This is a genomic window from Flavobacterium gawalongense, from assembly GCF_007097265.1.
GTDB classification, from domain to species: domain Bacteria; phylum Bacteroidota; class Bacteroidia; order Flavobacteriales; family Flavobacteriaceae; genus Flavobacterium; species Flavobacterium gawalongense.
In genome coordinates this window covers 1-24,195 of sequence record NZ_VJZP01000002.1, presented here as the reverse complement: position 1 = coordinate 24,195, position 24,195 = coordinate 1, and the positions used below count along the sequence as shown (strand labels likewise).

Below are 24,195 nucleotides of genomic sequence, written 5' to 3'. Positions count from 1 at the left end.
AAATAGAGAACAATGAACTTAAAAAATTCCCAACTAGAGGTAGATACTTGGATAAAAGAACATGGTGTTCGTTATTTTAATGAATTGACCAATATGGCGCAACTTACTGAAGAAGTAGGTGAAGTCGCCCGAATCATTGCTCGTCGTTACGGAGAACAATCCGAAAAAGAAAGCGATAAAAACAAAGATCTTGGTGAAGAATTAGCTGATGTGGTTTTTGTGGTTTTATGTCTGGCGAATCAAACAGGAATTGATTTGCAAGCTGCTTTCGATAAGAAAATGGATTTGAAATCTATCAGAGACAAAGACCGTCACAAAAACAACGATAAACTAAAATAATTGTGAATTGTAAATTATGAATTGTGAATGAGGAGTAGTAAATTGCACGCCTGAATTATTTTGACAATAATTCATAATTCATAACTCATTATTAAAAACATGAATTTAAAATTAAGCACGAATTCACAATTCACAATTGACAATTCCCAATTAAATATTACCGGCTCAAAAAGTGAAACCAACCGACTATTATTGTTGCAAGCGTTGTTTCCCAATATTACTTTGGCCAATACTTCAAACTCAGATGACAGTGAAGTAATGCAAAAAGCGTTGAAAGGAAACGAGGAAATAGTAGATATTCATCATGCGGGAACGGCGATGCGTTTTCTAACGGCTTATTTTGCAGTAAACGAAGGTCGTGAAGTGGTCTTGACTGGTTCGCAAAGAATGACAGAGCGTCCAATAAAAGTTTTGGTTGAAGCATTGCAACAATTGGGTGCGCAAATCTCTTATGAAAATGAAGTAGGTTATCCGCCTATTCGAATCAAAGGACAAAAAATCACTGCTTCTAAGGTTAATATTCCTGCTAATGTAAGCAGTCAATACATATCAGCATTGTCATTAGTGGCACCAAAACTACAAAACGGTATCGAAATCACCTTAGTAGGAGAAATAACTTCTGTTCCTTACATTAAAATGACATTGGCTTTGTTGAATGATTTAGACATCAAAACCAGTTTCGAAGGAAATGTGATTACTGTTTATCCGAAACAAGAAGTGGAATCTAAAGTAATGACCGTGGAATCCGATTGGAGTTCTGCTTCGTACTTTTTTAGTTTGGCTGCTTTAGCTGAAAATGCTACCATTTCATTGACCAGTTATAAAGAAACCAGTTTGCAGGGCGATTCCGCTTTGGTTGAAATCTACAAAGAGATGGGAGTTGAAACGCATTTTGAAGGAAACAAAATGACGCTTATAAAACAAGCTGGCTTTGTTCCTCATACTGTAAATTTTGAACTTAATAATACACCTGATATTGCCCAAACGATAGTAGTTACTTGTCTTGGGTTAGGAATTGGTTGTCATCTTACAGGTCTTCATACGTTGAAAATTAAAGAAACGGATAGACTGGAAGCACTACGAATTGAGATGACAAAACTAGGGGCGAATATATCAGTTACCAATGATAGCTTGACGCTTGTGGCTTCAAGCGACATCAATCATAATATACCAATCGCTACGTATAACGATCACAGAATGGCAATGGCATTTGCACCTTTAGCTTTAAAAGTGCCAATAATCATTGAAAATGCGGAAGTAGTCTCCAAATCATATCCTGATTTTTGGAATGATTTAAAAAGTTTAGGCTTCGAAATTTCAGAAAAATAAGAGTTGTAAAGGGTAGTCAATCAGCCGCTTTTGAAAATAAACAGCAAAACACTTGACAACGCCTATCTCACAATCGTATATTTGCACACTCGGATTAAGATTGTCATCCTGAGCGCAGACGAAGGACATAATTCATAATCCATAACTCATAACTTTATCAAATGAAATTATCACATTTTCAATTCGATTTACCAAAAGAACTTCTTGCCGAATATCCAGCTGAAAACAGAGACGAATCACGTCTAATGGTTATTGATCGTAAGAAGCAAACCATAGAACACAAAATGTTCAAAGATGTTATCGATTATTTTGATGACGGAGATGTTTTAATTCTGAATAACACCAAGGTTTTTCCAGCACGTTTGTATGGAAACAAGGAAAAAACAGGAGCAAGAATCGAAGTTTTTTTACTTAGAGAATTAAACTCTGAGCAAAGACTTTGGGATGTTTTGGTTGATCCGGCCCGTAAAATCAGAATTGGAAACAAATTATATTTTGGAGATGACGACTCATTAGTAGCTGAGGTTATCGACAATACTACTTCTCGTGGTAGAACATTGCGTTTTCTTTACGACGGTTCTTATGAAGAATTCAGAAATAAATTAACGGAACTTGGAGAAACTCCAATCCCAAAATACATTTCTAGAGACGTAACTCCGGAAGATGCGGAACGTTATCAAACGATTTATGCTAAAGAAGAAGGAGCTGTTGCGGCGCCAACTGCAGGATTGCACTTCTCGAAACATTTATTAAAAAAATTAGAAATCAAAGGGATAAAATTTGCCGAAGTAACGCTTCACGTAGGTTTAGGAACTTTTAATCCAGTTGAGGTTGAGGATTTATCAAAACACAAAATGGATTCGGAGGAATTAAAAATTACTCAAGAAGCCTGTGATATTGTTAATGAAGCCAAAGCTAAAAAGAAACGTATTTGTACTGTAGGAACTACTTCTATGCGTGCCGTTGAAAGTTCAGTGTCTTCACAAAACACATTGAATCCTTTTGATGGATGGACAAATAAATTCGTTTTTCCTCCACATGAATTTACGATTCCAACGTGTATGATTACAAATTTCCACACGCCAAAATCTACTTTATTAATGATGGTTTCAGCATTCTGCGGACATGATTTAATGAAAAGGGCCTATGCAGAAGCAATCAAAGAAGGATACAAATTCTATTCTTACGGTGATGCCATGTTGATCATATAATCTGAATTTATTTCAGATTCTAAATAACAAAATCTCGTCAGCAATGGCGAGATTTTTTTTATCCTGAGCGCAGTCGAAGAAGGGTGTGTCCCGCTGAAAAAGCGGGTCGGGCTATTCGCTACAAATGAAATTCACCGAATTCCAATTAAAATAAAAGTAAAATGAGGTAATCTTTTTTCCGCTAAAGGAGCGGAAAAAAAGGATTTTCGCTACTATCCCTCACACAATGTCATTAAGTTAAGAGGTTTTGCAAGTCACTTCGAGGTTTAATTTTTTTACAAAAAAAGCAATATAAAATGACGTATTATACCTATCGTCTGGACATAAGTCTAAAAATAAACACGAATTCCACGAATTGCCACGAATTCATTCGTGAAATTAATTACACGAACTGTATTAGCCGCATAGATTTGTGAAAATTAGTGGAATTCGTGTTCAAATTTAACCTTTACTATTTGTGTCCATACGATAGGTTTTATATTAGTTTTGAAAAAACGTCAATGGTAGTGATTTTGAATAGTAATGCGATAGCTTTACTATTCAAAATAGTATCGAGAAGTCTTTAATATCAAAAGGTTCTCGATACTTCTTAAAAATTTTCTATCGCAAATTTTTACTTAACTCGAACTGACGAATCCTTAACTTAATGACATTGCCCTCACACAGTGAGTTTTTCAATATTCAACACCCGTTATTTTGAGCATATTCTAATTGATCAGAAGAAAATCATGTTCTTAGCCATTTTATCTTTCTTCTTTTCTCTTTCTTCTTTTTTCTCTACTTTTACGAAACAAAATACAAACAATGACTTTCGAAAATACCCTTGAATTTGCAAAACAACTCGATTCACAAGATCCATTAAATAAATACCAAGATGAATTTATTTTTCCGCAGGTAAATAGAAAAAAGGTAATTTATTTTACAGGAAATTCACTAGGATTACAACCCAAACGTACTAAAGGGTATGTAGATGAGGTGATGAATGACTGGGCAAATTTGGCTGTAGAAGGTCATTTTTATGCAGAAAAACCTTGGTGGGATTACCAAGAACGATTTGCTAATCCGTTGAGTAAAATTGTTGGCGCTTTGCCAAGCGAAATTACGGTGATGAATACGTTAACGGTCAATCTTCATTTGTTAATGGTTTCCTTTTACCGACCTACAAAAACCAGATATAAAATTATTTGTGAGGAAAAAGCATTTCCATCGGATCAATATATGTTTCAAAGTCAAGTGCATTTTCATTCCCGAAACATCGGGATAAAACCAGAAGAGGCTATTGTTGAGATTAAGCGCCGCGAAGGCGAACACAACATACGTTTAGAAGATGTTTTGGCAAAAATTGAAGAAGTTGGTGAGGAGTTGGCTTTGGTTTTAATTGGTGGTGTCAACTATTACACAGGACAAGTTTTTGATATGAAAACCATAACAGCCGCAGGTCATAAAGCGGGAGCTTATGTAGGTTGGGATTTGGCCCACGCTGCAGGAAATGTAAAATTGGAATTACACGATTGGGATGTGGATTTTGCTGCTTGGTGCAGTTACAAATATATGAATTCAGGACCGGGAAATGCTTCGGGATGTTTCATTCATGAAAAACACCACAATAATCCGGAGTTGCCAAGATTCGCCGGTTGGTGGGGACACAATAAAGAGCGTCGTTTCAAGATGGAACAAACTTTCAATCCCATTCATGGTGCAGATGGTTGGCAAATCAGTAATTTACCGGTTCTTTCTTTAGCACCTTATTTGGCTTCAGTAGAAATGTTTGATGAAATTGGAATGGAGGCGTTAATCCAAAAAAGAGATAAAATCACTTCGTATTTAGAATTTATTCTGCACGAAATAGACAAAGAAGTGGATAGCAGCTTCGAAATCATTACACCATCGAATCCATCTGAAAGAGCGTCACAATTATCAGTATTGCTTCATGGAGAAGGACGCAGTTTGTTTGACTATCTTATGGAAAATGGAGTAATAACGGATTGGCGGGAACCAAATGTTATTCGTTTAGCTCCAGTTCCATTATATACGTCTTTTGAGGACATGTATCACTTTGGACAAATCTTGAAATCGGGGATAGTTGGATAGCCAATGCTTTTGTTTAATCTTTCAAATTATTTGGGTTTATAAATGTAATTTATTTTAAATGAAAAAACTTAAAAAACTCCTTCTCGTTTTACTTTCGTTAGTAGTGATTATAACAATAGCTTTAATTGGTTACGGATTTTATCTAAAACCAAAATATGATGGCGAAGTACAACTAAAAAATATCCAGAAAGAAACTACGGTTTATTTTGATGAATTTGGAGTGCCTCATATTTATGCCAATAATTCAAAGGACGCGATGGAAGCTTTGGGTTATGTGCATGCGCAAGACCGATTGTGGCAAATGGAATTGATGCGACGTATTGCTCCGGGACGATTATCGGAGATTTTTGGTTCGGTCGCATTGAAAAATGATACCTTTTTTGCGGGACTCGGAATCGAAGAAGCTTCTGCAAAAGCGATTGCTGCTTTGGATGAAAACAGTTCAAGTTACCAATTGACAATGGCTTATTTGGATGGAATTAATCAATATTTAGAAGAAGGAAAAACTCCTATAGAGTTCAGTTTAGTTGGGGTTAAGAAAGAGAAATTCACCATAAAAGACGTTTATAATATTTTTGGATATATGTCTTTTAGTTTTGCGATGGCTCAAAAATCAGATCCATTATTGACTGATATTCGAAACAAATACGGAATGGAGTATCTTAAAGATTTTGGAATTGATGGCTCTTTCAATACTACCCGAATTAAAAATGCCAAAGAAACTCCGCAGGAATATATCGATATTGCAAAATCAATAGCTTCACTTTTAGATCAATCGCCAATTCCTCCATTTGTAGGAAGCAACAGTTGGGTTATAGCTCCAAAGAAAACCAAAAACGGTAAAGTTATTTTTGCCAATGATCCTCATATTGGGTTTTCACAACCCGGAACTTGGTACGAAGCACATTTGGTAACCCCAGATTTCGAATTGTACGGCTGTTATTTGGCTGGAACTCCCTATCCTTTGTTGGGACACAACCGCGAATATGCATATGGTTTGACCATGTTTGAAAATGATGATATTGATTTGTACCAAGAAGAGAATAACCCAACTGATACCAATGCATACAAAACACCAAACGGTTTCAGTGCGTATGAAATTAGCAAAAAAATCATAAAAGTAAAAGATACTGCTGATGTGGTTCTGAATTTAAAAGTGAGTCGTCACGGTCCTATTATGAATGACTTGATTGATGGTTTAAATAAAAACAAGCCCGTTGCGATGTCATGGATTTATACGCAACAACCGATTCAGATTCTCGATGCCGTTTACATGCTTTCACACGCTAAAAGCAAAGCGGATTTTCACAAAGGAGTGGCTTTAATTGCTGCCCCAGGATTGAATGTGATGTATGGTGATGCCAAAGGAAATGTGGCTTGGTGGGCAACAGGGAAATTATACAAACACAATGAGGGCGTGAACACTAATTTTATTCTTGATGGAGCCAGCGGTAAAGACGATATTACCGAATATTTGGATTTCTCCAAAAACCCTTCGGCGGAGAATCCAAATTGGAATTACGTTTATTCTGCCAATAATCAGCCAGAACCAATAGACGGGTTTTTATATCCTGGATATTATCTTCCTGAAGACAGAGCCAAAAGAATCACGCAATTATTAAATCCAAAATCCAATTGGGACAAAGAAGCGGTAAGTAAAATGATTTTCGATAATACGTCATCAGTTGCTCCAGAAGTGGTTGCAACTTTAATTTCGAGTGCCAATTATAATGTGCTTTCTCAAAATGAAAAAGAAGCTATAGACATTTTGAAAGTTTGGAGTGGATCCAATAATCTTGGAGATGTAGCACCAACGATTTATAACAAATGGGTTTATTTGTATTTAAAAAATACTTTTGAAGACGAACTCGGAGAAGTTAATTTCAAACAATTTCTGGGAACACATATTATGAAGCAGATAATTGCAAAACAAATGGCAAATGCAGCGTCGCTTTGGTGGGACAATATTGCCAGTAAAAATAGAAAAGAAACCAGAAGTCAAATTCTATCAAAATCTTTTAAAGAGGCTATTACAGCCTTAGAAAAACAATTGGGAAATTCTGTTCCGGCTTGGACTTGGAATAAAGTACATACATTAGAACACCAGCATCCATTAGGGAAAGTGGCGGCGCTAAGAAAAATTTTCAATGTGGGGCCTTTCGAAGTTTCAGGCTCTACTGAAGTTATTAATAACTTGTTCTTTGATTTTACGGATGATGGAAATTATCTTGTAAAAGGTGGTCCGTCAACTAGAAGAATTATTGATTTTTCTGACATAGAAAACAGTTGGAGTATCTTGCCAACGGGACAATCCGGAAATCCATTAAGTTCGCATTATAGCGATCAAGCTGAGCTTTACAACGCAGGGAAATTTAGAAGAATGAAACTGAACAAGGAGGAGATTGTTAGAACTTCAACAAAATTGGTCTTTATTCCGTATAAAAAGTAATGGTTTTTAAAGTCCTTAAAATAATAAATCAGTAATTTTGCCTAACTTTTTATGAAAAATTAATGCAAACTCCCAAAAAAATAGCGGTTGTAGGTTCCGGATTAGTCGGATCTTTATTAGCTATTTACCTTCGAAAAGCAGGCCATGCGGTTCATGTTTATGATAGAAGCCCAGATATTAGACAAATTCAGTTTTCCGGTCGTTCTATCAATTTAGCCATGTCTAACCGAGGCTGGAAAGCGCTTGATGGTGTTGGAGTGGGAGATGCGGTACGTGAGATTGCAATTCCTATGGACAAACGTGCCATTCATCTTGTAGACAAACTTAATTTTCAAAATTACGGACAAGAAGGGGAATCTATTTATTCGATTTCGAGAGGAACTTTAAATAGAAAAATGATTGATTTGGCGGAAGCCGCAGGAGCAGAATTCTTTTTTGAACATAAAATTTGGGATGTAACCTTAGACGATGCGACGCTACATATTGGTGAAACCGAAAGAGGTGCTTGGCAGGACAAAAAATACGATATGGTTTTTGGTGCCGATGGTGCTTTTTCTAGAATTCGCCACCGCATGCAACGTCAAAGTATGTTTGATTATTCACAAGAATTTTTACCCATTGGATATAAGGAATTGAATATTCCTGCAAATCCCGATGCAACACATAAATTAGACAAGAATTCGTTTCATATTTGGCCAAGAGGCGAATATATGTTGATTGCATTACCTAATTTAGACGGTAGTTTTACATGTACTTTGTTCATGCCATTTGAAGGAGAAAATTCTTTTGCATCATTGAAAAATCAAAAAGAGGTGGAAGCTTTTTTTGAAAAGAATTTACCGGATACTATCGATGTAATTCCAAAATTGACTGAAGATTTTTTCAAAAATCCAACGAGTACGTTGGTAACAATGAAATGTTATCCTTGGACTTATGAAGATAAAATTGCCTTAATTGGCGATGCCTGTCATGCGATTGTTCCTTTCTATGGACAAGGAATGAATGCAGGCTTTGAAGATATTTCTATACTTTATGAAATGATTGAAAAGTACGGTGACGACTGGAAAACCATTTTTTCTGAATATCAAAAATCTCGTAAACCAAATGCGGATGCAATTGCGGAACTTTCCTATCGCAATTTTATGGAAATGAGTTCCAAAACAGCTGACGAAAAATTCCTATTACAAAAGAAAATTGAAAAATCATTTTCTGATAAACATCCTGATAAATGGATTCCGCTTTATAGCAGAGTAACTTTTAGTGATCGTCCTTACGCTGAAGCTTTAGCGATTGGGGATTATCAAAATGCCATTATGGAGCAAGTTTTAAGAATGGAAAACATTGAAAATATTTGGAATAGCGAAGCGGTAGAGAATAAAATATTGGAGTTGTTACAATAATTCTTTTGGAGCTTTTCCAGCTATTCGCTTCAATCCATCTCGTTAAAAAAACGAGATGGGATTTCCGCAGTTATCCCGGCTATTTATTCCTCACGGTGTACTTTTGTAAAATTGAAAGCGGGTTTACAAATGGCAATATATTCACAAGGTTCATCAAAAGGATTAGAATATTGCACTCGAGTGTTTTTCTCAATTTTTATGGATTGGCCAGCTTCAAGAATCACAATTTCATCGGCAATGATAAATTGCTTTTTTCCTTTTATGATATAAGTATATTCTTCAAATTCTGGCGTTTGATAGGGTTCGCTCCATTTGGGTGGCGCAATCATGTGTGCAATCGAAATTTCCGGATTGTTTGTGGTTGCAATTCCGTGGTGCTCTTCAATCAATTTACCGTCGGTTGTTGGAATTACGAATGGTGTTTTTTGAATAAAATATTTTTTCATTTTTCGAACTAATTTTTGAAAACCCTTAAAGAAATTTAATTCTAAAAGGGTGTGGAGAATTTATTTTTTGAATATTTTTGTTAAAATGCCAAAAGCGCCTCTTATAAAAGTTGCACTAGTCAATACTTTTAAAACCGATTTCCCTACAACACTTGCCGTACTTGGTCCACTGTTTTGTTCTTTCTCAGTTGCTTTTTCTTGTTCTTGTGCTGCAACTTCTTGTTCAATAGAAGTAATTTTTTTATTAAGCATTTCGTAAGCACTTTCACGGTCAATAAGTTCACTATATTTTTTTACCAGTTTTGATTTGTTATTGATTTCCTGAATTTCACTTTCAGTTAAAATATCCATTCTGCTCATTGGTGCGCGCATCATGGTTGCTGCAAGGGGTGTTGGTATTCCTTTTTCGTTCAATGCGGTGACCAATGCTTCTCCAATTCCAAGGCTGGTCAAAACTTCATCGGTTTTGTAATACTCAGATGTAGGATAATTATCGGCCGTTTGTTTGATAGCTTTTCGATCATTAGCAGTAAAAGCTCTCAAAGCATGTTGGATTTTTAAACCCAATTGCGCCAAAACACCACTAGGAATATCCATTGGATTTTGGGTTATAAAGTAAATTCCAATCCCCTTAGAACGAATTAGTTTTACAATAGTTTCTATTTGTTCCAATAAGGTTTTGCTGGCTTCATTAAAAATCAAATGGGCTTCGTCAATAAAAATAACTAATTCTGGTTGGTCTGAATCTCCTTTTTCAGGCATTTGTTGGTAGATTTCGGCTAATAAACTCAACATAAATGTCGAAAATAATTTTGGTTTATCTTGAATATCAGTCAATCTTAAGATGTTGATATATCCTTTACCATTTTCGTCAATGCGCATTAAATCCTCTACATCAAAAGACATTTCTCCAAAAAACAGATCAGCTCCTTGCTGTTCCAATTCAATTATTTTTCTGAGAATAGTGCCAGTTGTTGAAGTAGAGATTTGACCATAGTGTTCCTCGATTTCGTTTTTTCCCTCTTCTGTAATGTAATTGATTACTTTTTTGATGTCTTTAAGATCTAACAGAGGCATTTTATTATCATCGCAGTATTTGAAAATCACTGATACTACGCCGGCTTGCGTATCATTCAAGCCTAATATTCTAGAGAATAACACTGGGCCAAACTCTGATATTGTTGCACGAAGGCGTACTCCATTCTGTTCGGATAAGGTCAATAGCTCAACTGGAAAACTTGATACGCTATACGGAATCTTTATTTTAGCATGACGTTCGGTAATAAAGGGTTTTTCTTCCCCCTCTTTGGCGATGCCACTAAAATCTCCTTTTATATCCATCATGAGTACTGGGATTCCAAAAGTAGATAATTGTTCCGAAAGTACTTGAATGGTTTTGGTTTTTCCAGTCCCGGTTGCTCCTGCAATCAACCCATGTCGATTCAAGGTTTTTAATGGTATTTTTACATGTGCGTCAGCCAAAGCCTCGCCGTCTAATATCGCTCCACCTAAAATAATGCTTTCTCCTTTTGAAATATAACCGTTAGTAATATCCTGTATGAAATCGTTTTTTCTGCTCATAAAATGTTTGAATTAAAGTCGTTTTTTAAGGGATTATTTTTTTTAATACGTGTAATTAAAGTGTTAACTGCAGTTTTCTTGCTTTTTTATTGTTAATAATGGAAAAAAATATTTTTAACTATTTCGATCTAGTTGTTGAAATATTGTATCAATAAATCATAAAAAGACATGTTTTTTTTTGTAAAATAACTGATTTGCTTAGGAATTTTGACATAAATGCAAATTAAAAATTAACGAATATTTTTTTTCGAATAAAATTAATTAGAATAAAATTAAAAAAAGTTTTTTTATTTAAACTAAAAATATAAATTTGCTCCACTACAAGTTTATTATAACTAAAGAATAAATTATTTAAAACTATTAAAATTAAAAAAAAATGGCAAACGTTAAAAAAGAAAACGGTTCAAAAGGAGGAGGAATGATTTCAGGAATCATTATTGTAGCATGTGTTTTTGTTGGATGGATAATATGGAATTTTATAATGGGTAATGGTGCTAACTTCGAAGGTGGTGTTAATACAGGTCACCCAATCCCTGGAAATTACTTAGCGATGGTATATAAAGGAGGTCCTATTGTACCTATTTTATTAGGATGTTTATTAATGGTTATTGTGTTTTCATTTGAGCGTTTTGCAGTAATTTCAAAAGCAGCTGGTAAAGGAAATCTTGATCAATTTATGAAAAATGTACAAACAAGTATCACTACTGGTGATATCGAAGGAGCAATAAATACTTGTGATAAACAAAAAGGTTCTGTTGCTAATGCAATAAAATCAGCTTTGTTGAAATACCAAGATGTTAAAAAAGAAGGATTAGATAGCGAAGCAGCTGCTGAAACTATCCATAAAGAAATTGAAGAAGCTACTTCATTAGAAATGCCAATGTTAGAAAAACATATGACTATTCTTTCTACATTAGTATCATTAGGAACTCTTGCAGGTTTGTTAGGGACAGTAACAGGGATGATTAAAGCATTTGGTGCTTTGGCTGCTGCTGGTACTCCAGATCAAGCTGCACTTGCAAACGGTATCTCTGAAGCACTTATCAATACTGCTACAGGAATCGCGACTTCAGCGTTAGCTATTGTAGCTTATAACTTTTTTACTTCTAAAATTGATACTTTGACTTATTCTATTGATGAGGCGGGTAATACAATTGTAAATACTTACAGACACTACAGAAGTACACAAAAATAATTAATTATTTTATAAGAAAATAGCAATCTTATTTAAAGTGCTATTTTCTTATAAATATTAAAAAATATATTAATGGCTATAAAAATGTCCAAAAAAGCAGCGTCTATTGATATGACGGCTATGTGTGATGTGGCTTTTCTTTTGCTTACTTTCTTTATTTTAACTGCTACAGCTAAGATTCCAGAAGCATTGCCAGTAGATACGCCTGCATCAACAGTTCAAACGAAGTTGCCGGAAACTGATTTAGCTACTATTACTGTTGGAGGAGGAAAAGTATTCTTTGACTTAAAAGGTAGAGAGGTTAGAAAAAGAACCCTTGAGTTAATGGGTCAAAAGTATGGCGTAACTTTTACTGAAGATGATTCGAATAAATTTGCATTAATGGATGGTTTTGGTGTACCAATACAAAGTCTAAAGCAAATTATAGATATGAAAGCTGCTGATAGAGCTAAAGCGGGTCAACCGGGTGTTCCTAAAGATTCACTTGACAATCAACTGAAAGAGTGGATTTACAATGCTCGTATTGCAAATATTGAAGTGGCTGACAAAGAATTGCAAATTGCCATAAAAGGTGACGCAAAAGAAGAATATCCGGCTATTAAGCAAGTAATGGATATTTTACAAGAGCAAAAAATCAATAGCTTCAATCTAGTTACTGGTTTGAGAGCAAAAGATAAATAACTAAAAAAAATACACTAAAATGGCTGAATTAAATACCGGCGACGGTGGTGGCAAAAAAGGTGGAAAAGTAAGAAGTAAAAAATCGAACGCAAAAGTAGATTTAACTGCTATGGTGGATTTAGCTTTCTTATTAATCACGTTCTTTATGCTTACTACTACGTTGTCTAAACCGCAATCGATGAGTTTGGGTTTGCCAGATAAGGAAGATGATAAAAATAAGGATAAGCCAATAAAAGTTGATGAAAACCGAACTATGACAATATTATTAGGAGATAATAATAAAATGACATATTATATGGGTTTATTGGCAACTCCAATTGCTGGTCCTAAGGAGATTTCTTATGGTAAAGAAGGGATTCGTAAAGAATTATTGAAGAGAAAAAAATCAGTTTTAGAATACACAGGTAAGAAAGATAAAGGGATGATTGTAATTATCAAACCAAGTAAAAAATCAAATTACCGCAATTTAGTAGATATTCTAGATGAAATGGCAATTGTTGACGTTCCAACGTATGCGATTGTAAATGATTTTACTCCTGAGGAACAAAAATTGTTAGAAGGTAAATAAGGTTTATCTTATTACTCAATAACCTAATAACTAAGAAAAATGAAATTAGATATATTCACAAACCAATGGCTTGATATTGTATTCGAAGGTCGTAATAAGGCCTATGGCGCTTATGAACTTAGAAAAACAAATACGAAGACTACGGTTAAAGCTCTTGTGCTTGGCGCAATTGTTTTCGCTCTTGCTGTTAGTGCTCCACTTATCATGAGTCTTATTCCTAATTCTTCGGATGAATCTGAAACATTAGACACTAAAATTACTACGGTAAAGTTGCCACCCAAGAAAGAAGAAGTTAAAAAAGATCTTCCACCACCTCCTCCTCCTCCTCCAAAAGTAGATCAGGTAAAATTTGTTAAGCCAGTTGTGGCTAAAGCAGAAGAGGTTACAGAAGAACCGCCAAAAATTGTTGAAATAAAAGACAAAAAATTAGGTGCAGAAACTATAAAAGGAGATCCTGATGCTGAATTAACTGTTGAACCAGTTGGTAGCGGACCTAGTGCAGTTGTAGAAGAGGATACTCAAATTTATAACACAGCAGGTATCGAGGTAAAACCTGATTTTCCTGGAGGAATGGAGAAATTTTATAAATTTGTTGGTAGTAATTATCAAACTCCTGAAGAAGAAGGATTAAAAGGTAAAGTTTATGTTACTTTTGTAGTAGAAAAAGACGGTTCTTTAACTGATATTAAAGTAATTAGAGATATCGGTTATGGTACTGGAAAAGAAGCTATTCGTGTTTTAAAAAAATGTCCTAAATGGACACCTGGTGAACAAAATGGTAAAAAAGTAAGGGTTCTTTATTCTTTGCCTATTACTATCCAATCAGCAGAATAATGTTAAAGCGCATACTTATTAATATTCAGAAGAAATCGCTCAAAGAGCGATTTCTTCTCGTTTTGGGGATTTTGTTTTTTCTAGTTTATCTTGTCTTAGGTTTATTGATTATCTTTATGAAGAATTTTCCTCTTGCAATTCATCCTAATTATAGAATTGCTTTTGGGGTATTGCTTATTGTGTATTCTTCTTTTAGGTTTTTTCGAATTATTAATGATAACAAACACTAGATTATGAAAAATTATGCTAAACTTCCGTATTTTATTTTTATTTCAGTAATTGTAATGTTCTTTGCTTGTAATCAATCTAAAAGTCCAAAGAACAAAGAAACTATTCTAAAAGGTTCTGCATCTATTTATGTGGATGAAACCTTAACCCCTATTATTGAGGATCAAGTGGCAGTATTTGAAAGTAAATATGAGGCTAAGATTAAACTTATTCCAAAATCAGAATCCGAAACTGTTAATTCTTTGTTCAAGGAAGAATCAGCAATTGCTATTTTGTCTAGAAATTTAACAATGGAGGAATTGAAAATTTTTGAACAAAGAAAAATTACCCCTAAAATAACAGTTTTTGCTACAGATGCAGTTGCTTTTATCTCTAATAAAAATAATAATGATACTATTGTAGCGTTAAAAGATGTGATTAGTTTTATGCAAGGAAAGTCAGTTGCATCCATTAAAGGATTAGTCTTTGACAACCCAAACTCGAGTACAGTAAGATACATGAATTCTCTGGCAGGTATAAAAGCTATACCTGAGAAAGGCGTTTTTTCATTTAAAACTAATGATGAGGTTATAAAATATGTATCAGAAAATGATGGGATGATTGGAGTAGTAGGAGTTAATTGGCTTTCTCAGCCGTTACCGGCCATGCAAAAGTATGTTGATAGTGTGAATACTTTAAGTGTAAAAGGACTTACAGGTGATAATTCCTTTACGCCATCACAAAATAATATAGCGGAAAGGAAATATCCTTTGGCACGTGATTTGTATGTAATAAATTGTCAAGGATATTCTGGCTTGGGAATGGGCTTTGCTTCATTCGTTGCGGGAGATATAGGACAAAGGATAATTTTAAAATCGGGATTACTTCCTATTCGTATTCCAGGAAGGAATATTACAATAAGAAATAAAAGTGGAAATGATAAAAAATAAATTAACTATAATAAAGATGAATAAATTTAAAATTTTTAGTGTTGCTTTATTGGCTTCGGTAACCGTAAGTCAGGCTCAAGATTTAAATCAGGCAAAAAAAGCAATTGACGCAGAGCAATTTGAAAATGCAAAGTCGATTTTAAAATCGATTATAAATACAAAACCATCAGGAAGAGCCTCGTTTCTTTTGGGTAACGTGTATCTTACACAAAATATAGCGGATAGTGCTAAAATCTATTTTCAAAAAGGATTAAGCGCTGGCGAAGGAGCTAAACTTAATTATATTGGTTTAGGACAATTAGAATTAGACAACGGGAATATTGCAGCGGCACAAACTAATTTTGCATTGGCTTCAAAAGATGTGAAAAAGAAAGATGTTGAGGAATTTGTTTATATAGGTAAAGCTTATATGGCTGCTAATAAACCTGATTATAAAAGTGCTCTTGCTATTTTAAGCAGAGCCAAAATTAACAATTCTCAAGATGCTCAAGTTTTACTTGAACTGGGTAATGCTTTTTATGGAGATAAAAACCAAAATGAGGCTTACGTGGCATATCGTGGTGCTTTTCAAGCTGATCCTACTTTGATAAGAGCTAAAATGCAATTGGGTGTTTTGCTTAAAGGAGCTAAATCATATGATGAAGCAATCAAAGCATTTAATGAAGTAATTGCTGTAAACCCAAATTACGGGCCTGTATACAGAGAGCTTGCCGAAACCTATTATAATATTGGTAGAAACAAACCTTCAAAATCTGTGGAGAGTATGAAATCTGCCATTGATTTTTATGATAAATACATGAGTTTAACGGATTATTCTATTACTTCTCGTATGCGTCATGCTGATTTTCTTGTTCTTGTGGGCGATTACAAAGCACTAGAAATAGAAGCTAATAAAATGAAACAATTGGATAATGTTAACCCAAGAATTTTACGCTATTTAGGATATGCAGCATATGAAAATGGGAATCTTGATTTAGCAAAGACATCTTTAGAAAGTTTTATATCAAATCCAGCAAACAAGATTATTGCTAAAGATTATATTACCTTAGGTTTGGTAAAAATTAAAAAAGGAACTAGCGCTGACGGACTATCTGTAGATCCAATTGCTTTTAAGGAAGGGTTGGCTATCATCAAAAAGGGAATTGAACTTTTACCTATAGCAGCAGAAGAATTGAATGAAGTGGGTAAAAAATTCTTTACTCAAAAATTATTCAAAGAAGCCGCTTCGATTTTTGAGCTTAGTTCTTCTAATAAAGATTCTAGAAATTATTTAGATGATAATGTTTATTATGGCTTATCGTTATATTATGATAACAACAGAAAAGACGTAAAAGCAGATCCTATTGCTCTACAAAAAGCCGATGCCGCTTTTGCTAATGTAATTGCCGCATCTCCAGGATATCAAGAAGCATATTTGTATAGAGCCAGAACAAATAGATTGCTTGAAAATGATGATGTAATGGTTAAATCATATCAAGATTATATAGATAAAACAACAGAAAAAGGGGCTGAAGAAGTAGCTAAACCAGCAGTAAAAACTAAATTTATAGAAGCCTATAATAATATTGCCGTAATCTATTCTAAAACGGATAAAGTAAAAGCAAAAGAATATTTAAATAAAACACTTGCTATTGACCCTGCTAATCAATATGCATTAGACGCATTGAAATCATTGAAATAACTTTAAATATTTCTACATTTATAAAAAACGATAGTTCTACTGAACTATCGTTTTTTTTGGACCATAAACATTAGAATTTATTTTATGCTCAGTCCTGTTATTCGCAGTATTCATTTTATCTCGTTTTGAGAACCAGACGGAATGGGGCATCAATTTAAACACCGTTTCATTGACCCCAAATGAAAATGAAAAATAATGATGTAATCGGAACAGTGATTAAGTTTAGTAGTTTTCAAAAAGCATTTTCAAAATTTCAAATTAACTCCCTTTCTAATTAACTATCTTTGCACTTTAAAATTAAATAATGTTATCAAAAGAAATACAATTAGAAGTTAATAAAGGCGCCATGCTTCCGTTGATGGAAGAATTCTACACTATTCAAGGTGAAGGATTTCATACAGGAACAGCCGCATACTTTATTAGAATTGGCGGATGTGATGTGGGGTGTCATTGGTGTGATGTTAAAGAGAGCTGGAATGCCGAATTACATCCTCCAACAGGTATTGATTTAATAGTTACAAATGCTAGTAAATATTCAGAAACCGTTGTAGTCACTGGTGGCGAACCTTTAATGTGGGACATGAGTTTACTTACGCAAAAACTAAAAGAAAATAACAGAAAAGTTCATATAGAAACCTCGGGGGCATATCCATTAACGGGAATTTGGGATTGGATTTGTTTATCTCCAAAGAAAAATAAATTGCCAACTCAAACCGTTTATGATAATGCACATGAGTTGAAAGTAATCATTTACAATAAACACGATTTTATTTTTGCCGAAGAGCAAGCTGAAAAGGTTAATGATAATGCCATTTTATTTCTTCAGCCAGAATGGAGTAAAAAAGAAGAAATGACTCCGTTAATTGTAGATTATGTTATGAATAATCCAAAATGGCGTGTCTCTCTACAAACACACAAATATTTGAATATCCCTTAAAACTTTAAAACCCCAAACAACAATTGCTGTTTGGGGTTTTAAATTGATAATATAATTTGCTAACTAATTTTCGGAACGCTTACTTCTTGCAATCCGATTGCCTAGCCCAGATTACTTCACATAATTCTTATTTTTATATGAGTTCAGTGAATTTCATTTGCCCTTTTTTGTCTCTTTTCTTTAATGAGACAAAAAAGATATAGCAAATAGCCGGACACGAACGAAGTGAACTGACGAAGTAAATAGCTCCTAAAATTACCAACCTTTTTGTTTTTTCAATTGGGTGATATGTGCTAAGTGATGGTTTCCATGCCAAGCATAAGTTCCGATTATTTCCTTCAATTGAAATGCGACGTTATGCTCCGGATGAATAAAGGATTTTTCTAAATCAGTTTCAGAAAGACTGTTCATTAAATAAGCTAAACGAAAGTGCAAACCTTCCAGAAAAGAAAGAGTAGGCTGGATGGGCATAGTTAAATTATCATGTAATTCTGCCCAACGATCTTCGTGATAAAATTTTATTACAGGTTTGTCTTCGGTCAGTGTCCATTTGATTCTAATGAAACAATTCATGTGACTGTCGGCGCAATGGTGAATCACTTGACGAATCGTCCAGCCGTCCTGACGGTATGGTGTTTCGAGTTGCTCCTCGGTTAAACGAATCACTTCTTTTTTCAATCGTTCTGGGAAACTTGCTATTTCTGCTATTTTATTAGTTAGGTATTCGCTAGAATAGGCTTCAGGAGCTATAAATTTACCAATAGGATATCGTAATTTTTCCAATGCTGAATTTTCCATGTTTACTGTTTTTTTCTTTCTTAATTTTTATTTTAAATTGCAGATTTCTTAATGGAAAGTTTGGCTAAATAATCGTAATTCTCCCCCTCAAGAATTAATTCGCTGTACAATCCATTGGCGAAAGCCGCATTTTGCAAAGTATTATAATCGAGATAAAGCCAAGGGAATTTGTCTTCGACTTGGTTTTTATAACGTATTGTAAAAGTCAATTCGCCATAATAGCCGTTACTGGGTATCCATTTTCCACCATCTTCATCATCATCAAACATATAAATAATATCAGAAGAATCTATAAGAATTTGTCCGTTTGGGTTGAGTAAATTTTTTAGCTTTTGTAAATAGTTGCCTGTGTCTTTTAGTGTACCAAAAATACCGGTGCCATTCATTAATAATAAAATGGTGTCAAATTTATTTTCAGGATTATCAGAGTCCATTTCAAGAATATTTTGAACTTGAACATTTTTTAAACCTCTTAGTTGACAGGCTTCAATTGTATTTTTAGAAATATCAATCGAATGGACATCAAGATTTCTTTGGTCTTGTAAATACAAACTATGACTTCCTGCGCCACAACCTACATCCAGAATTTTACCTTTAGCAAGTTGTAAGGCTTTTTGTTCCAGTTTTGGCATTTCATCATAAGAACGAAATAAATAGGCAACGCTCATTTCATCCTCTTCAGAAATGGAGGTTTCCGTGATTAAATCTTCCGGGGAATTATTAGTTTGAAAATCAAGTATGGCTTTGCCAAAAAGGTCTTTCATCTTTTTTGTTTAAAGTTTCAGGTTTCAGGTTTTAAGTTTGTTACTTTTGTGCCTCAACTTTAAACTTTAAACTTGAAACAAATTGTAAACAATCTTTCTAAAGAAGCCAAAGATAAGCATATCGAAAACAAAAAGTATTTCGATAAGCTGAAAAAGAAGACACCAAAGAATTTGGATTACGTGATGCAGGATTTGCATGATGCTGAATTCAAGAAAACGGATTGTTTAAAGTGTGCCAATTGTTGTAAAACTACGGGGCCCTTATTTACGGATGCCGACATTGAGCGTGTTTCAAAATATTTACGACAAAAGCCACAACAGTTTATCGAGCAATATTTGAGAATCGATGAAGACAGGGATTATGTGTTGCAAAGTGTGCCATGTACTTTTCTGGATAATGAAAATGCTTGTATGATTTATGATGTCCGTCCAAAAGCGTGCAGAGAATTCCCGCATACGGATAGAAAAAAGTTTCAGCAAATTACGGATCTAACGTTGAAAAATGTAGCTATTTGTCCGGCAGCTTATAATATTGTAGAAGAAATGAAGAAGAAATTGCCTCTTTTTTAGTCAGAAAGTCGAAAGTCTTAAAGTTGTAAAGACAATAGTTTGAAAGTTGAATCCGATTTTCAAGCGACCTTAGGACTTTTGACTTTAAAACTTTCGACTAATATATCAAATATTTGGCTCTCATTTCTTTAAATTCAATTAACTCTTTCTCCCAGCTTTGTCTGATTTCCTTTTCGGGTATTCCATTTTCTATTTGCTGTTGCAGTTTTTTAGTTCCTGCTAATTTTGTAAAAAAGGGATTGAAGAATTTTGATTTATCTGATGTGGTCTGATAGGCTTTAATTAACCATTTTAATTCCAGTCGATTTACTCTTGTATGTGTTGATAAATCTTCTCCGTAACATTCTATACCATTGTAAACTGGATTTTGAGCGCCGAAATTTGGTTTCGGAATAAAACTATAACTGCCTTTCGGTAAATAAGGAGAGCCATAAATTTGAAATTGCTTTTCGGTACCACGTCCCACACTTACATTCGTGCCTTCAAAAAGGCACAAACTAGCGTAAAGATTCACGGCTTGATCATTGGGAAGATTTGGTGAAGGTTTTACAGGTAAACTATAATTCATTTTTCGGTTGTAATAAAGACATGGTATAACCGTCAGTTTGCATTGTTCGCCATTCTTCAACCATTTCTCGCCATTAATCATTTGTGCATATTCGCCAATTGTCATTCCGTGAAGCAAAGGAATCGGGTGCATGCCCACAAAACTTGAAAATGCTGTTTCTAAAATGGGTCCGTCAACAATACTTCCGTTAGGATTTGGTCGGTCAAGAATTAATAGCCGAATGTTATTTTCGGCACAAACTTCCATAATATAATGTAAAGAGGAGATATAAGTATAAAATCGAGCACCCACATCTTGCAAATCAAAAACTAGTATATCGATCCCAGCTAATTGTTCAGGTTTCGGTTTTTTATTGTCCCCATAAAGCGAAATAATTGGGAGTCCAGTTTTAGAATCTTTACCATCAATTACATGTTCGCCTGCATCAGCCGTTCCACGAAAACCGTGCTCCGGTGCAAATATTTTTTGGATAGCAATATTTTTTTCTAATAGAAAATCTACCAAATGCGTTTTATTGGAGAGAATTCCAGTCTGGTTGGTTACAATTCCAATTTTCTTGTTCTGTAATAATGGGAGATTGTTTTCATAATTGTCAGCTCCAGTCTTTATTGTTGCGGAAGAATTGTTATTATCTTTTTCTAAATCTGATTTTACATTTTCTCTTAAATCTGTTTTTCTAGCCGAACAAGAAGTCGAAATGATTATTAAGAAGGTAAGGTAAAGAAATGTCTTGAAGAATGGTATCATATATAGGTTCAAATAAAATTAATGCCAATTAGTGTAATTCGTGTTTTAGCTGTATTTTTGGCACAAGCGACGCGAACTGGCGAAGCAAATCCAAATTAGAAATCGAATCAAATTGAATTTAGAATATTTCATAGCCAAACGACTCATAACTGCTAAAGATTATAAAAGTAGCATATCTGCGCCAATTATAAAAATTGCAATTTCGGCAATTGCCATTGGTATGATTATGATGATAGTTTCGGTAGCAACGGGAATTGGGTTGCAACAAAAAATCCGAGAAAAGGTTTCGGCTTTTAACGGACATATCATTATTTCGAATTACGATAACAATCAATCCGAAGTTACATTAGTTCCAATTTCTAAAAAACAGGATTTTTATCCAAAATTCACGGTTGTTCCCGGAGTGAGTCATATTCAAGCTATCGCCAGTAAGGCTGGAATTATCAGAACCGAAACTGCTTTCGAGGGAATCATCTTCAAGGGAGTTGGGAGCGATTATAGATGGGATAATATAAAGGAGTATCTTGTTTCAGGAAAGCTTCCTGATTTTTCAAAAAATGTCAACCAAGAAGTATTGATATCGCAATTTTTGGCTAACAGACTCAATCTAAAAGTTGGTGATTTCTTCAATACTTTTTTTATCAAAGAAAATCAAAATCAATTGCCCAACATCCGAAGATTTAAAATAGCAGGGATTTTCAACTCTGGTTTTCAAGAATTCGACGCTACATATATTATAGGCGATATTCGCCACATACAACGCATAAATAAATGGGCTCCAGATCAGGTAGGTGCTTTCGAAGTTTTTGTAAATGATTTCAATAATATAAAATCAATAGGAGAGCAAGTCTACGAACAAACATCATCAACACTGGGCACAAAAACCATAATCGAAAAATACAGCTACATATTTGAGTGGCTTCAATTATTCGATTTCAATATTATAGTCATATTAGTAGTCATGATACTTGTTGCCACGATCAATATGGTAGTAGCACTATTAGTACTTATCCTCGAGCGAACCCAAATGATAGGAATATTAAAAGCTTTAGGAGCCAATAATTGGTCAGTCAGAAAAATATTTCTCTACAATGCCTTTTATCTAATAGTAAGAGGACTATTCTGGGGAAACCTAATCGGTATCTTATTATTGCTAATCCAGCAACAGTTCGGCATAATCCAATTGAATCCTGAAAACTACTATGTCAATCAAGCGCCAGTATATCTAAATTGGGGATATATCCTTTTATTAAATCTACTCACGGTCACCATTTGTTTCTTGGTATTATTAATTCCTTCCTATATAATAACCAAAATTTCACCAGTCAAAGCCATCCGTTTCGATTAAAAAATAATTTGTGCGTTTCCCATTATAAAAAAAGAGGCAATTATCTTCGAGGGTAGTTGCCTCTTTTTTTATAATGGGTCGGGCTATGTGCTGCAAGTCCTCATCAAGTTGCGTTTCACTCCACTTTCTTGCGGGCTTTTCGCTGCTATCCCTAACGCGGGCAGTTGATAAATTCATAAAATTCGGTATACCTTATATAATAGGTAGCATTCATCAATGCTATTTATGGATGCTACAGAAAGGAACAAACCTTCAAAACAGTAATAAATCCCCATTATTCAGAAGAATTCCATAAATAAAGAAGGTAACGATAAGATTGCTTATATGTAATGATATCCACAGTTTTTTACCCGTAAAGTCACCCTCTCCTTTGGAGAGGGTCGGGGAGAGGAAAAAAACTTTTGTGTCCAAAACGCAAGTTTCCAGCGAGTTAAAATAAAAGTGCAAAAAACATCAAAAAAAAGTGTTTAAAAAGCTTGTGAAAGCGGATTTAGTGTGTACTTTTGCACCCGCAATAGCGCAGACGTTCTTTAATAAACTGACAAGTAAAACGAATTAAGGGAGAAAATTTATTTTCAAAAAAAGATTCAAAAAAGCTTGTGAGATTAGAAAACGCTTGTTACATTTGCACCCCGCAAAACAAGCGAAGTTCCTTGACAAACTGCTAAGAAAGCGAGAAGCAAACGAAAATAAAAATTTTCAAAAAAACTTCAAAAATTTCTTGCCAGTTAAAAAAGAAGTTGTACTTTTGCACCCGCTTCCAGAGACACATAATGTGAGTCAAACGAGACGAAAAAACAAGCAGAACACGTTCCTAGACATATTGAATTGACAGCCGTTTTGAAAGAGATTTCAAGACAAAAGAATAAGAGTAATAGAATCGGAAGATTTGAAAAAACCACTAGAGAATTTAGTCGAATATAAAAAAGAGTTCAAATTAATTTGAATTCGCACAATATACGATGAAGAGTTTGATCCTGGCTCAGGATGAACGCTAGCGGCAGGCTTAACACATGCAAGTCGAGGGGTATAGTTCTTCGGAACTAGAGACCGGCGCACGGGTGCGTAACGCGTATGCAATCTACCTTTCACAAAGGGATAGCCCAGAGAAATTTGGATTAATACCTTATAGTAATACGACTTGGCATCAAGATGTATTTAAAGATTTATCGGTGAAAGATGAGCATGCGTCCCATTAGCTAGATGGTAAGGTAACGGCTTACCATGGCAACGATGGGTAGGGGTCCTGAGAGGGAGATCCCCCACACTGGTACTGAGACACGGACCAGACTCCTACGGGAGGCAGCAGTGAGGAATATTGGACAATGGGCGCAAGCCTGATCCAGCCATGCCGCGTGCAGGATGACGGTCCTATGGATTGTAAACTGCTTTTATACAGGAAGAAACACTCCCTCGTGAGGGAGCTTGACGGTACTGTAAGAATAAGGATCGGCTAACTCCGTGCCAGCAGCCGCGGTAATACGGAGGATCCAAGCGTTAT

The 24,195-nt window shown here is 34.7% G+C and carries 20 protein-coding genes and 1 rRNA gene; 16 read left to right on the top strand and 5 right to left on the bottom strand.

From position 1 onward, the window contains the following. Positions 1 to 12: 12 nt before the first annotated feature. The 6 genes from FNW38_RS01790 (at position 13) to FNW38_RS01765 (ending at position 8,819) form a co-directional block, all read left to right on the top strand. Positions 13 to 339 carry a nucleotide pyrophosphohydrolase gene (locus FNW38_RS01790; protein WP_143386803.1) on the top strand — a complete coding sequence of 109 codons (327 nt, stop codon included), beginning with the start codon at positions 13 to 15 and terminating at the stop codon, positions 337 to 339. 99 nt (positions 340 to 438) lie between these two features. Further along, a complete protein-coding gene (gene aroA / locus FNW38_RS01785; RefSeq protein WP_143386802.1) occupies positions 439 to 1,668 on the top strand; it encodes a 3-phosphoshikimate 1-carboxyvinyltransferase in 1,230 nt (409 codons plus the stop codon). Between the two features lie 161 nt (positions 1,669 to 1,829). Continuing rightward, on the top strand, positions 1,830 to 2,879 hold the full coding sequence (queA, locus tag FNW38_RS01780) for a tRNA preQ1(34) S-adenosylmethionine ribosyltransferase-isomerase QueA (protein ID WP_143386801.1): 1,050 nt from the start codon (positions 1,830 to 1,832) through the stop codon (positions 2,877 to 2,879). Positions 2,880 to 3,683: 804 nt separating this feature from the next. Further along, on the top strand, positions 3,684 to 4,970 hold the full coding sequence (kynU, locus tag FNW38_RS01775) for a kynureninase (RefSeq protein ID WP_143386800.1): 1,287 nt from the start codon (positions 3,684 to 3,686) through the stop codon (positions 4,968 to 4,970). Positions 4,971 to 5,028: 58 nt separating this feature from the next. Next, the gene (locus FNW38_RS01770) at positions 5,029 to 7,419 is read left to right on the top strand and encodes a penicillin acylase family protein (RefSeq protein WP_144064590.1); all 2,391 of its coding nucleotides are present in this window, start codon (positions 5,029 to 5,031) and stop codon (positions 7,417 to 7,419) included. Between the two features lie 62 nt (positions 7,420 to 7,481). Further along, a complete protein-coding gene (locus FNW38_RS01765; protein WP_144064591.1) occupies positions 7,482 to 8,819 on the top strand; it encodes an FAD-dependent oxidoreductase in 1,338 nt (445 codons plus the stop codon). Between the two features lie 83 nt (positions 8,820 to 8,902). Here the strand turns inward: FNW38_RS01765 and FNW38_RS01760 are convergent, their stop codons facing one another. Further along, complete coding sequence (locus FNW38_RS01760) at positions 8,903 to 9,265, bottom strand: cupin domain-containing protein (protein ID WP_143386797.1); 363 nt, start codon at positions 9,263 to 9,265, stop codon at positions 8,903 to 8,905. Positions 9,266 to 9,325: 60 nt separating this feature from the next. Beyond that, positions 9,326 to 10,846 (bottom strand): helicase HerA-like domain-containing protein, encoded by a 1,521-nt coding sequence (locus tag FNW38_RS01755; RefSeq protein WP_143386796.1) that lies wholly within the window; start codon positions 10,844 to 10,846, stop codon positions 9,326 to 9,328. A 376-nt stretch (positions 10,847 to 11,222) separates the two neighbouring features. On the opposite strand from FNW38_RS01755, the gene FNW38_RS01750 reads away from it, so the two are divergent. The 7 genes from FNW38_RS01750 to FNW38_RS01715 all read left to right on the top strand — a co-directional run bounded on the left by FNW38_RS01750 (position 11,223) and on the right by FNW38_RS01715 (position 17,899). Beyond that, positions 11,223 to 12,041, top strand: a complete 819-nt coding sequence (locus FNW38_RS01750; RefSeq protein WP_143386795.1) for a MotA/TolQ/ExbB proton channel family protein — start codon at positions 11,223 to 11,225, stop codon at positions 12,039 to 12,041. Between the two features lie 72 nt (positions 12,042 to 12,113). Beyond that, positions 12,114 to 12,722 carry an ExbD/TolR family protein gene (locus tag FNW38_RS01745; protein WP_143386794.1) on the top strand — a complete coding sequence of 203 codons (609 nt, stop codon included), beginning with the start codon at positions 12,114 to 12,116 and terminating at the stop codon, positions 12,720 to 12,722. Between the two features lie 19 nt (positions 12,723 to 12,741). Beyond that, a complete protein-coding gene (locus tag FNW38_RS01740; protein WP_143386793.1) occupies positions 12,742 to 13,290 on the top strand; it encodes an ExbD/TolR family protein in 549 nt (182 codons plus the stop codon). A gap of 39 nt (positions 13,291 to 13,329) precedes the next feature. Next, positions 13,330 to 14,124 (top strand): energy transducer TonB, encoded by a 795-nt coding sequence (locus tag FNW38_RS01735; protein WP_143386792.1) that lies wholly within the window; start codon positions 13,330 to 13,332, stop codon positions 14,122 to 14,124. Between the two features lie 233 nt (positions 14,125 to 14,357). Beyond that, the gene (locus FNW38_RS01725) at positions 14,358 to 15,281 is read left to right on the top strand and encodes a PstS family phosphate ABC transporter substrate-binding protein (protein WP_143386790.1); all 924 of its coding nucleotides are present in this window, start codon (positions 14,358 to 14,360) and stop codon (positions 15,279 to 15,281) included. Between the two features lie 16 nt (positions 15,282 to 15,297). Continuing rightward, entirely contained in the window at positions 15,298 to 16,962 is a 1,665-nt protein-coding gene (locus FNW38_RS01720) for a tetratricopeptide repeat protein (RefSeq protein ID WP_143386789.1), read from the top strand. 304 nt (positions 16,963 to 17,266) lie between these two features. After that, the gene (locus FNW38_RS01715; protein WP_143386788.1) at positions 17,267 to 17,899 is read left to right on the top strand and encodes a 7-carboxy-7-deazaguanine synthase QueE; all 633 of its coding nucleotides are present in this window, start codon (positions 17,267 to 17,269) and stop codon (positions 17,897 to 17,899) included. A 255-nt stretch (positions 17,900 to 18,154) separates the two neighbouring features. On the opposite strand, the gene FNW38_RS01710 is transcribed toward FNW38_RS01715, so the two are convergent. After that, the gene (locus tag FNW38_RS01710) at positions 18,155 to 18,697 is read right to left on the bottom strand and encodes a YfiT family bacillithiol transferase (RefSeq protein ID WP_143386787.1); all 543 of its coding nucleotides are present in this window, start codon (positions 18,695 to 18,697) and stop codon (positions 18,155 to 18,157) included. A 32-nt stretch (positions 18,698 to 18,729) separates the two neighbouring features. Then, positions 18,730 to 19,461 carry a class I SAM-dependent methyltransferase gene (locus tag FNW38_RS01705; RefSeq protein WP_143386786.1) on the bottom strand — a complete coding sequence of 244 codons (732 nt, stop codon included), beginning with the start codon at positions 19,459 to 19,461 and terminating at the stop codon, positions 18,730 to 18,732. Positions 19,462 to 19,533: 72 nt separating this feature from the next. Between FNW38_RS01705 and FNW38_RS01700 the strand changes: the two genes are divergently transcribed. Further along, the gene (locus FNW38_RS01700) at positions 19,534 to 20,031 is read left to right on the top strand and encodes a YkgJ family cysteine cluster protein (RefSeq protein ID WP_143386785.1); all 498 of its coding nucleotides are present in this window, start codon (positions 19,534 to 19,536) and stop codon (positions 20,029 to 20,031) included. A 97-nt stretch (positions 20,032 to 20,128) separates the two neighbouring features. Here the strand turns inward: FNW38_RS01700 and FNW38_RS01695 are convergent, their stop codons facing one another. Next, complete coding sequence (locus FNW38_RS01695) at positions 20,129 to 21,346, bottom strand: exo-beta-N-acetylmuramidase NamZ family protein (RefSeq protein WP_143386784.1); 1,218 nt, start codon at positions 21,344 to 21,346, stop codon at positions 20,129 to 20,131. Positions 21,347 to 21,458: 112 nt separating this feature from the next. On the opposite strand from FNW38_RS01695, the gene FNW38_RS01690 reads away from it, so the two are divergent. Both FNW38_RS01690 and FNW38_RS01685 read left to right on the top strand, forming a co-directional pair. Beyond that, positions 21,459 to 22,694, top strand: a complete 1,236-nt coding sequence (locus FNW38_RS01690; protein WP_143386783.1) for an ABC transporter permease — start codon at positions 21,459 to 21,461, stop codon at positions 22,692 to 22,694. 959 nt (positions 22,695 to 23,653) lie between these two features. Then, a 16S ribosomal RNA gene (locus tag FNW38_RS01685) occupies positions 23,654 to 24,195 on the top strand; the annotation flags it as partial.

Bases quoted from the DNA above. Each gene is read 5' to 3' on its own strand.
- FNW38_RS01790 (WP_143386803.1), top strand. From the start codon at position 13: ATGAACTTAAAAAATTCCCAACTAGAGGTAGATACTTGGATAAAAGAA.
- aroA (WP_143386802.1), top strand. From the start codon at position 439: ATGAATTTAAAATTAAGCACGAATTCACAATTCACAATTGACAATTCC.
- queA (WP_143386801.1), top strand. From the start codon at position 1,830: ATGAAATTATCACATTTTCAATTCGATTTACCAAAAGAACTTCTTGCC.
- kynU (WP_143386800.1), top strand. From the start codon at position 3,684: ATGACTTTCGAAAATACCCTTGAATTTGCAAAACAACTCGATTCACAA.
- FNW38_RS01770 (WP_144064590.1), top strand. From the start codon at position 5,029: ATGAAAAAACTTAAAAAACTCCTTCTCGTTTTACTTTCGTTAGTAGTG.
- FNW38_RS01765 (WP_144064591.1), top strand. From the start codon at position 7,482: ATGCAAACTCCCAAAAAAATAGCGGTTGTAGGTTCCGGATTAGTCGGA.
- FNW38_RS01760 (WP_143386797.1), bottom strand. From the start codon at position 9,265: ATGAAAAAATATTTTATTCAAAAAACACCATTCGTAATTCCAACAACC.
- FNW38_RS01755 (WP_143386796.1), bottom strand. From the start codon at position 10,846: ATGAGCAGAAAAAACGATTTCATACAGGATATTACTAACGGTTATATT.
- FNW38_RS01750 (WP_143386795.1), top strand. From the start codon at position 11,223: ATGGCAAACGTTAAAAAAGAAAACGGTTCAAAAGGAGGAGGAATGATT.
- FNW38_RS01745 (WP_143386794.1), top strand. From the start codon at position 12,114: ATGGCTATAAAAATGTCCAAAAAAGCAGCGTCTATTGATATGACGGCT.
- FNW38_RS01740 (WP_143386793.1), top strand. From the start codon at position 12,742: ATGGCTGAATTAAATACCGGCGACGGTGGTGGCAAAAAAGGTGGAAAA.
- FNW38_RS01735 (WP_143386792.1), top strand. From the start codon at position 13,330: ATGAAATTAGATATATTCACAAACCAATGGCTTGATATTGTATTCGAA.
- FNW38_RS01725 (WP_143386790.1), top strand. From the start codon at position 14,358: ATGAAAAATTATGCTAAACTTCCGTATTTTATTTTTATTTCAGTAATT.
- FNW38_RS01720 (WP_143386789.1), top strand. From the start codon at position 15,298: ATGAATAAATTTAAAATTTTTAGTGTTGCTTTATTGGCTTCGGTAACC.
- FNW38_RS01715 (WP_143386788.1), top strand. From the start codon at position 17,267: ATGTTATCAAAAGAAATACAATTAGAAGTTAATAAAGGCGCCATGCTT.
- FNW38_RS01710 (WP_143386787.1), bottom strand. From the start codon at position 18,697: ATGGAAAATTCAGCATTGGAAAAATTACGATATCCTATTGGTAAATTT.
- FNW38_RS01705 (WP_143386786.1), bottom strand. From the start codon at position 19,461: ATGAAAGACCTTTTTGGCAAAGCCATACTTGATTTTCAAACTAATAAT.
- FNW38_RS01695 (WP_143386784.1), bottom strand. From the start codon at position 21,346: ATGATACCATTCTTCAAGACATTTCTTTACCTTACCTTCTTAATAATC.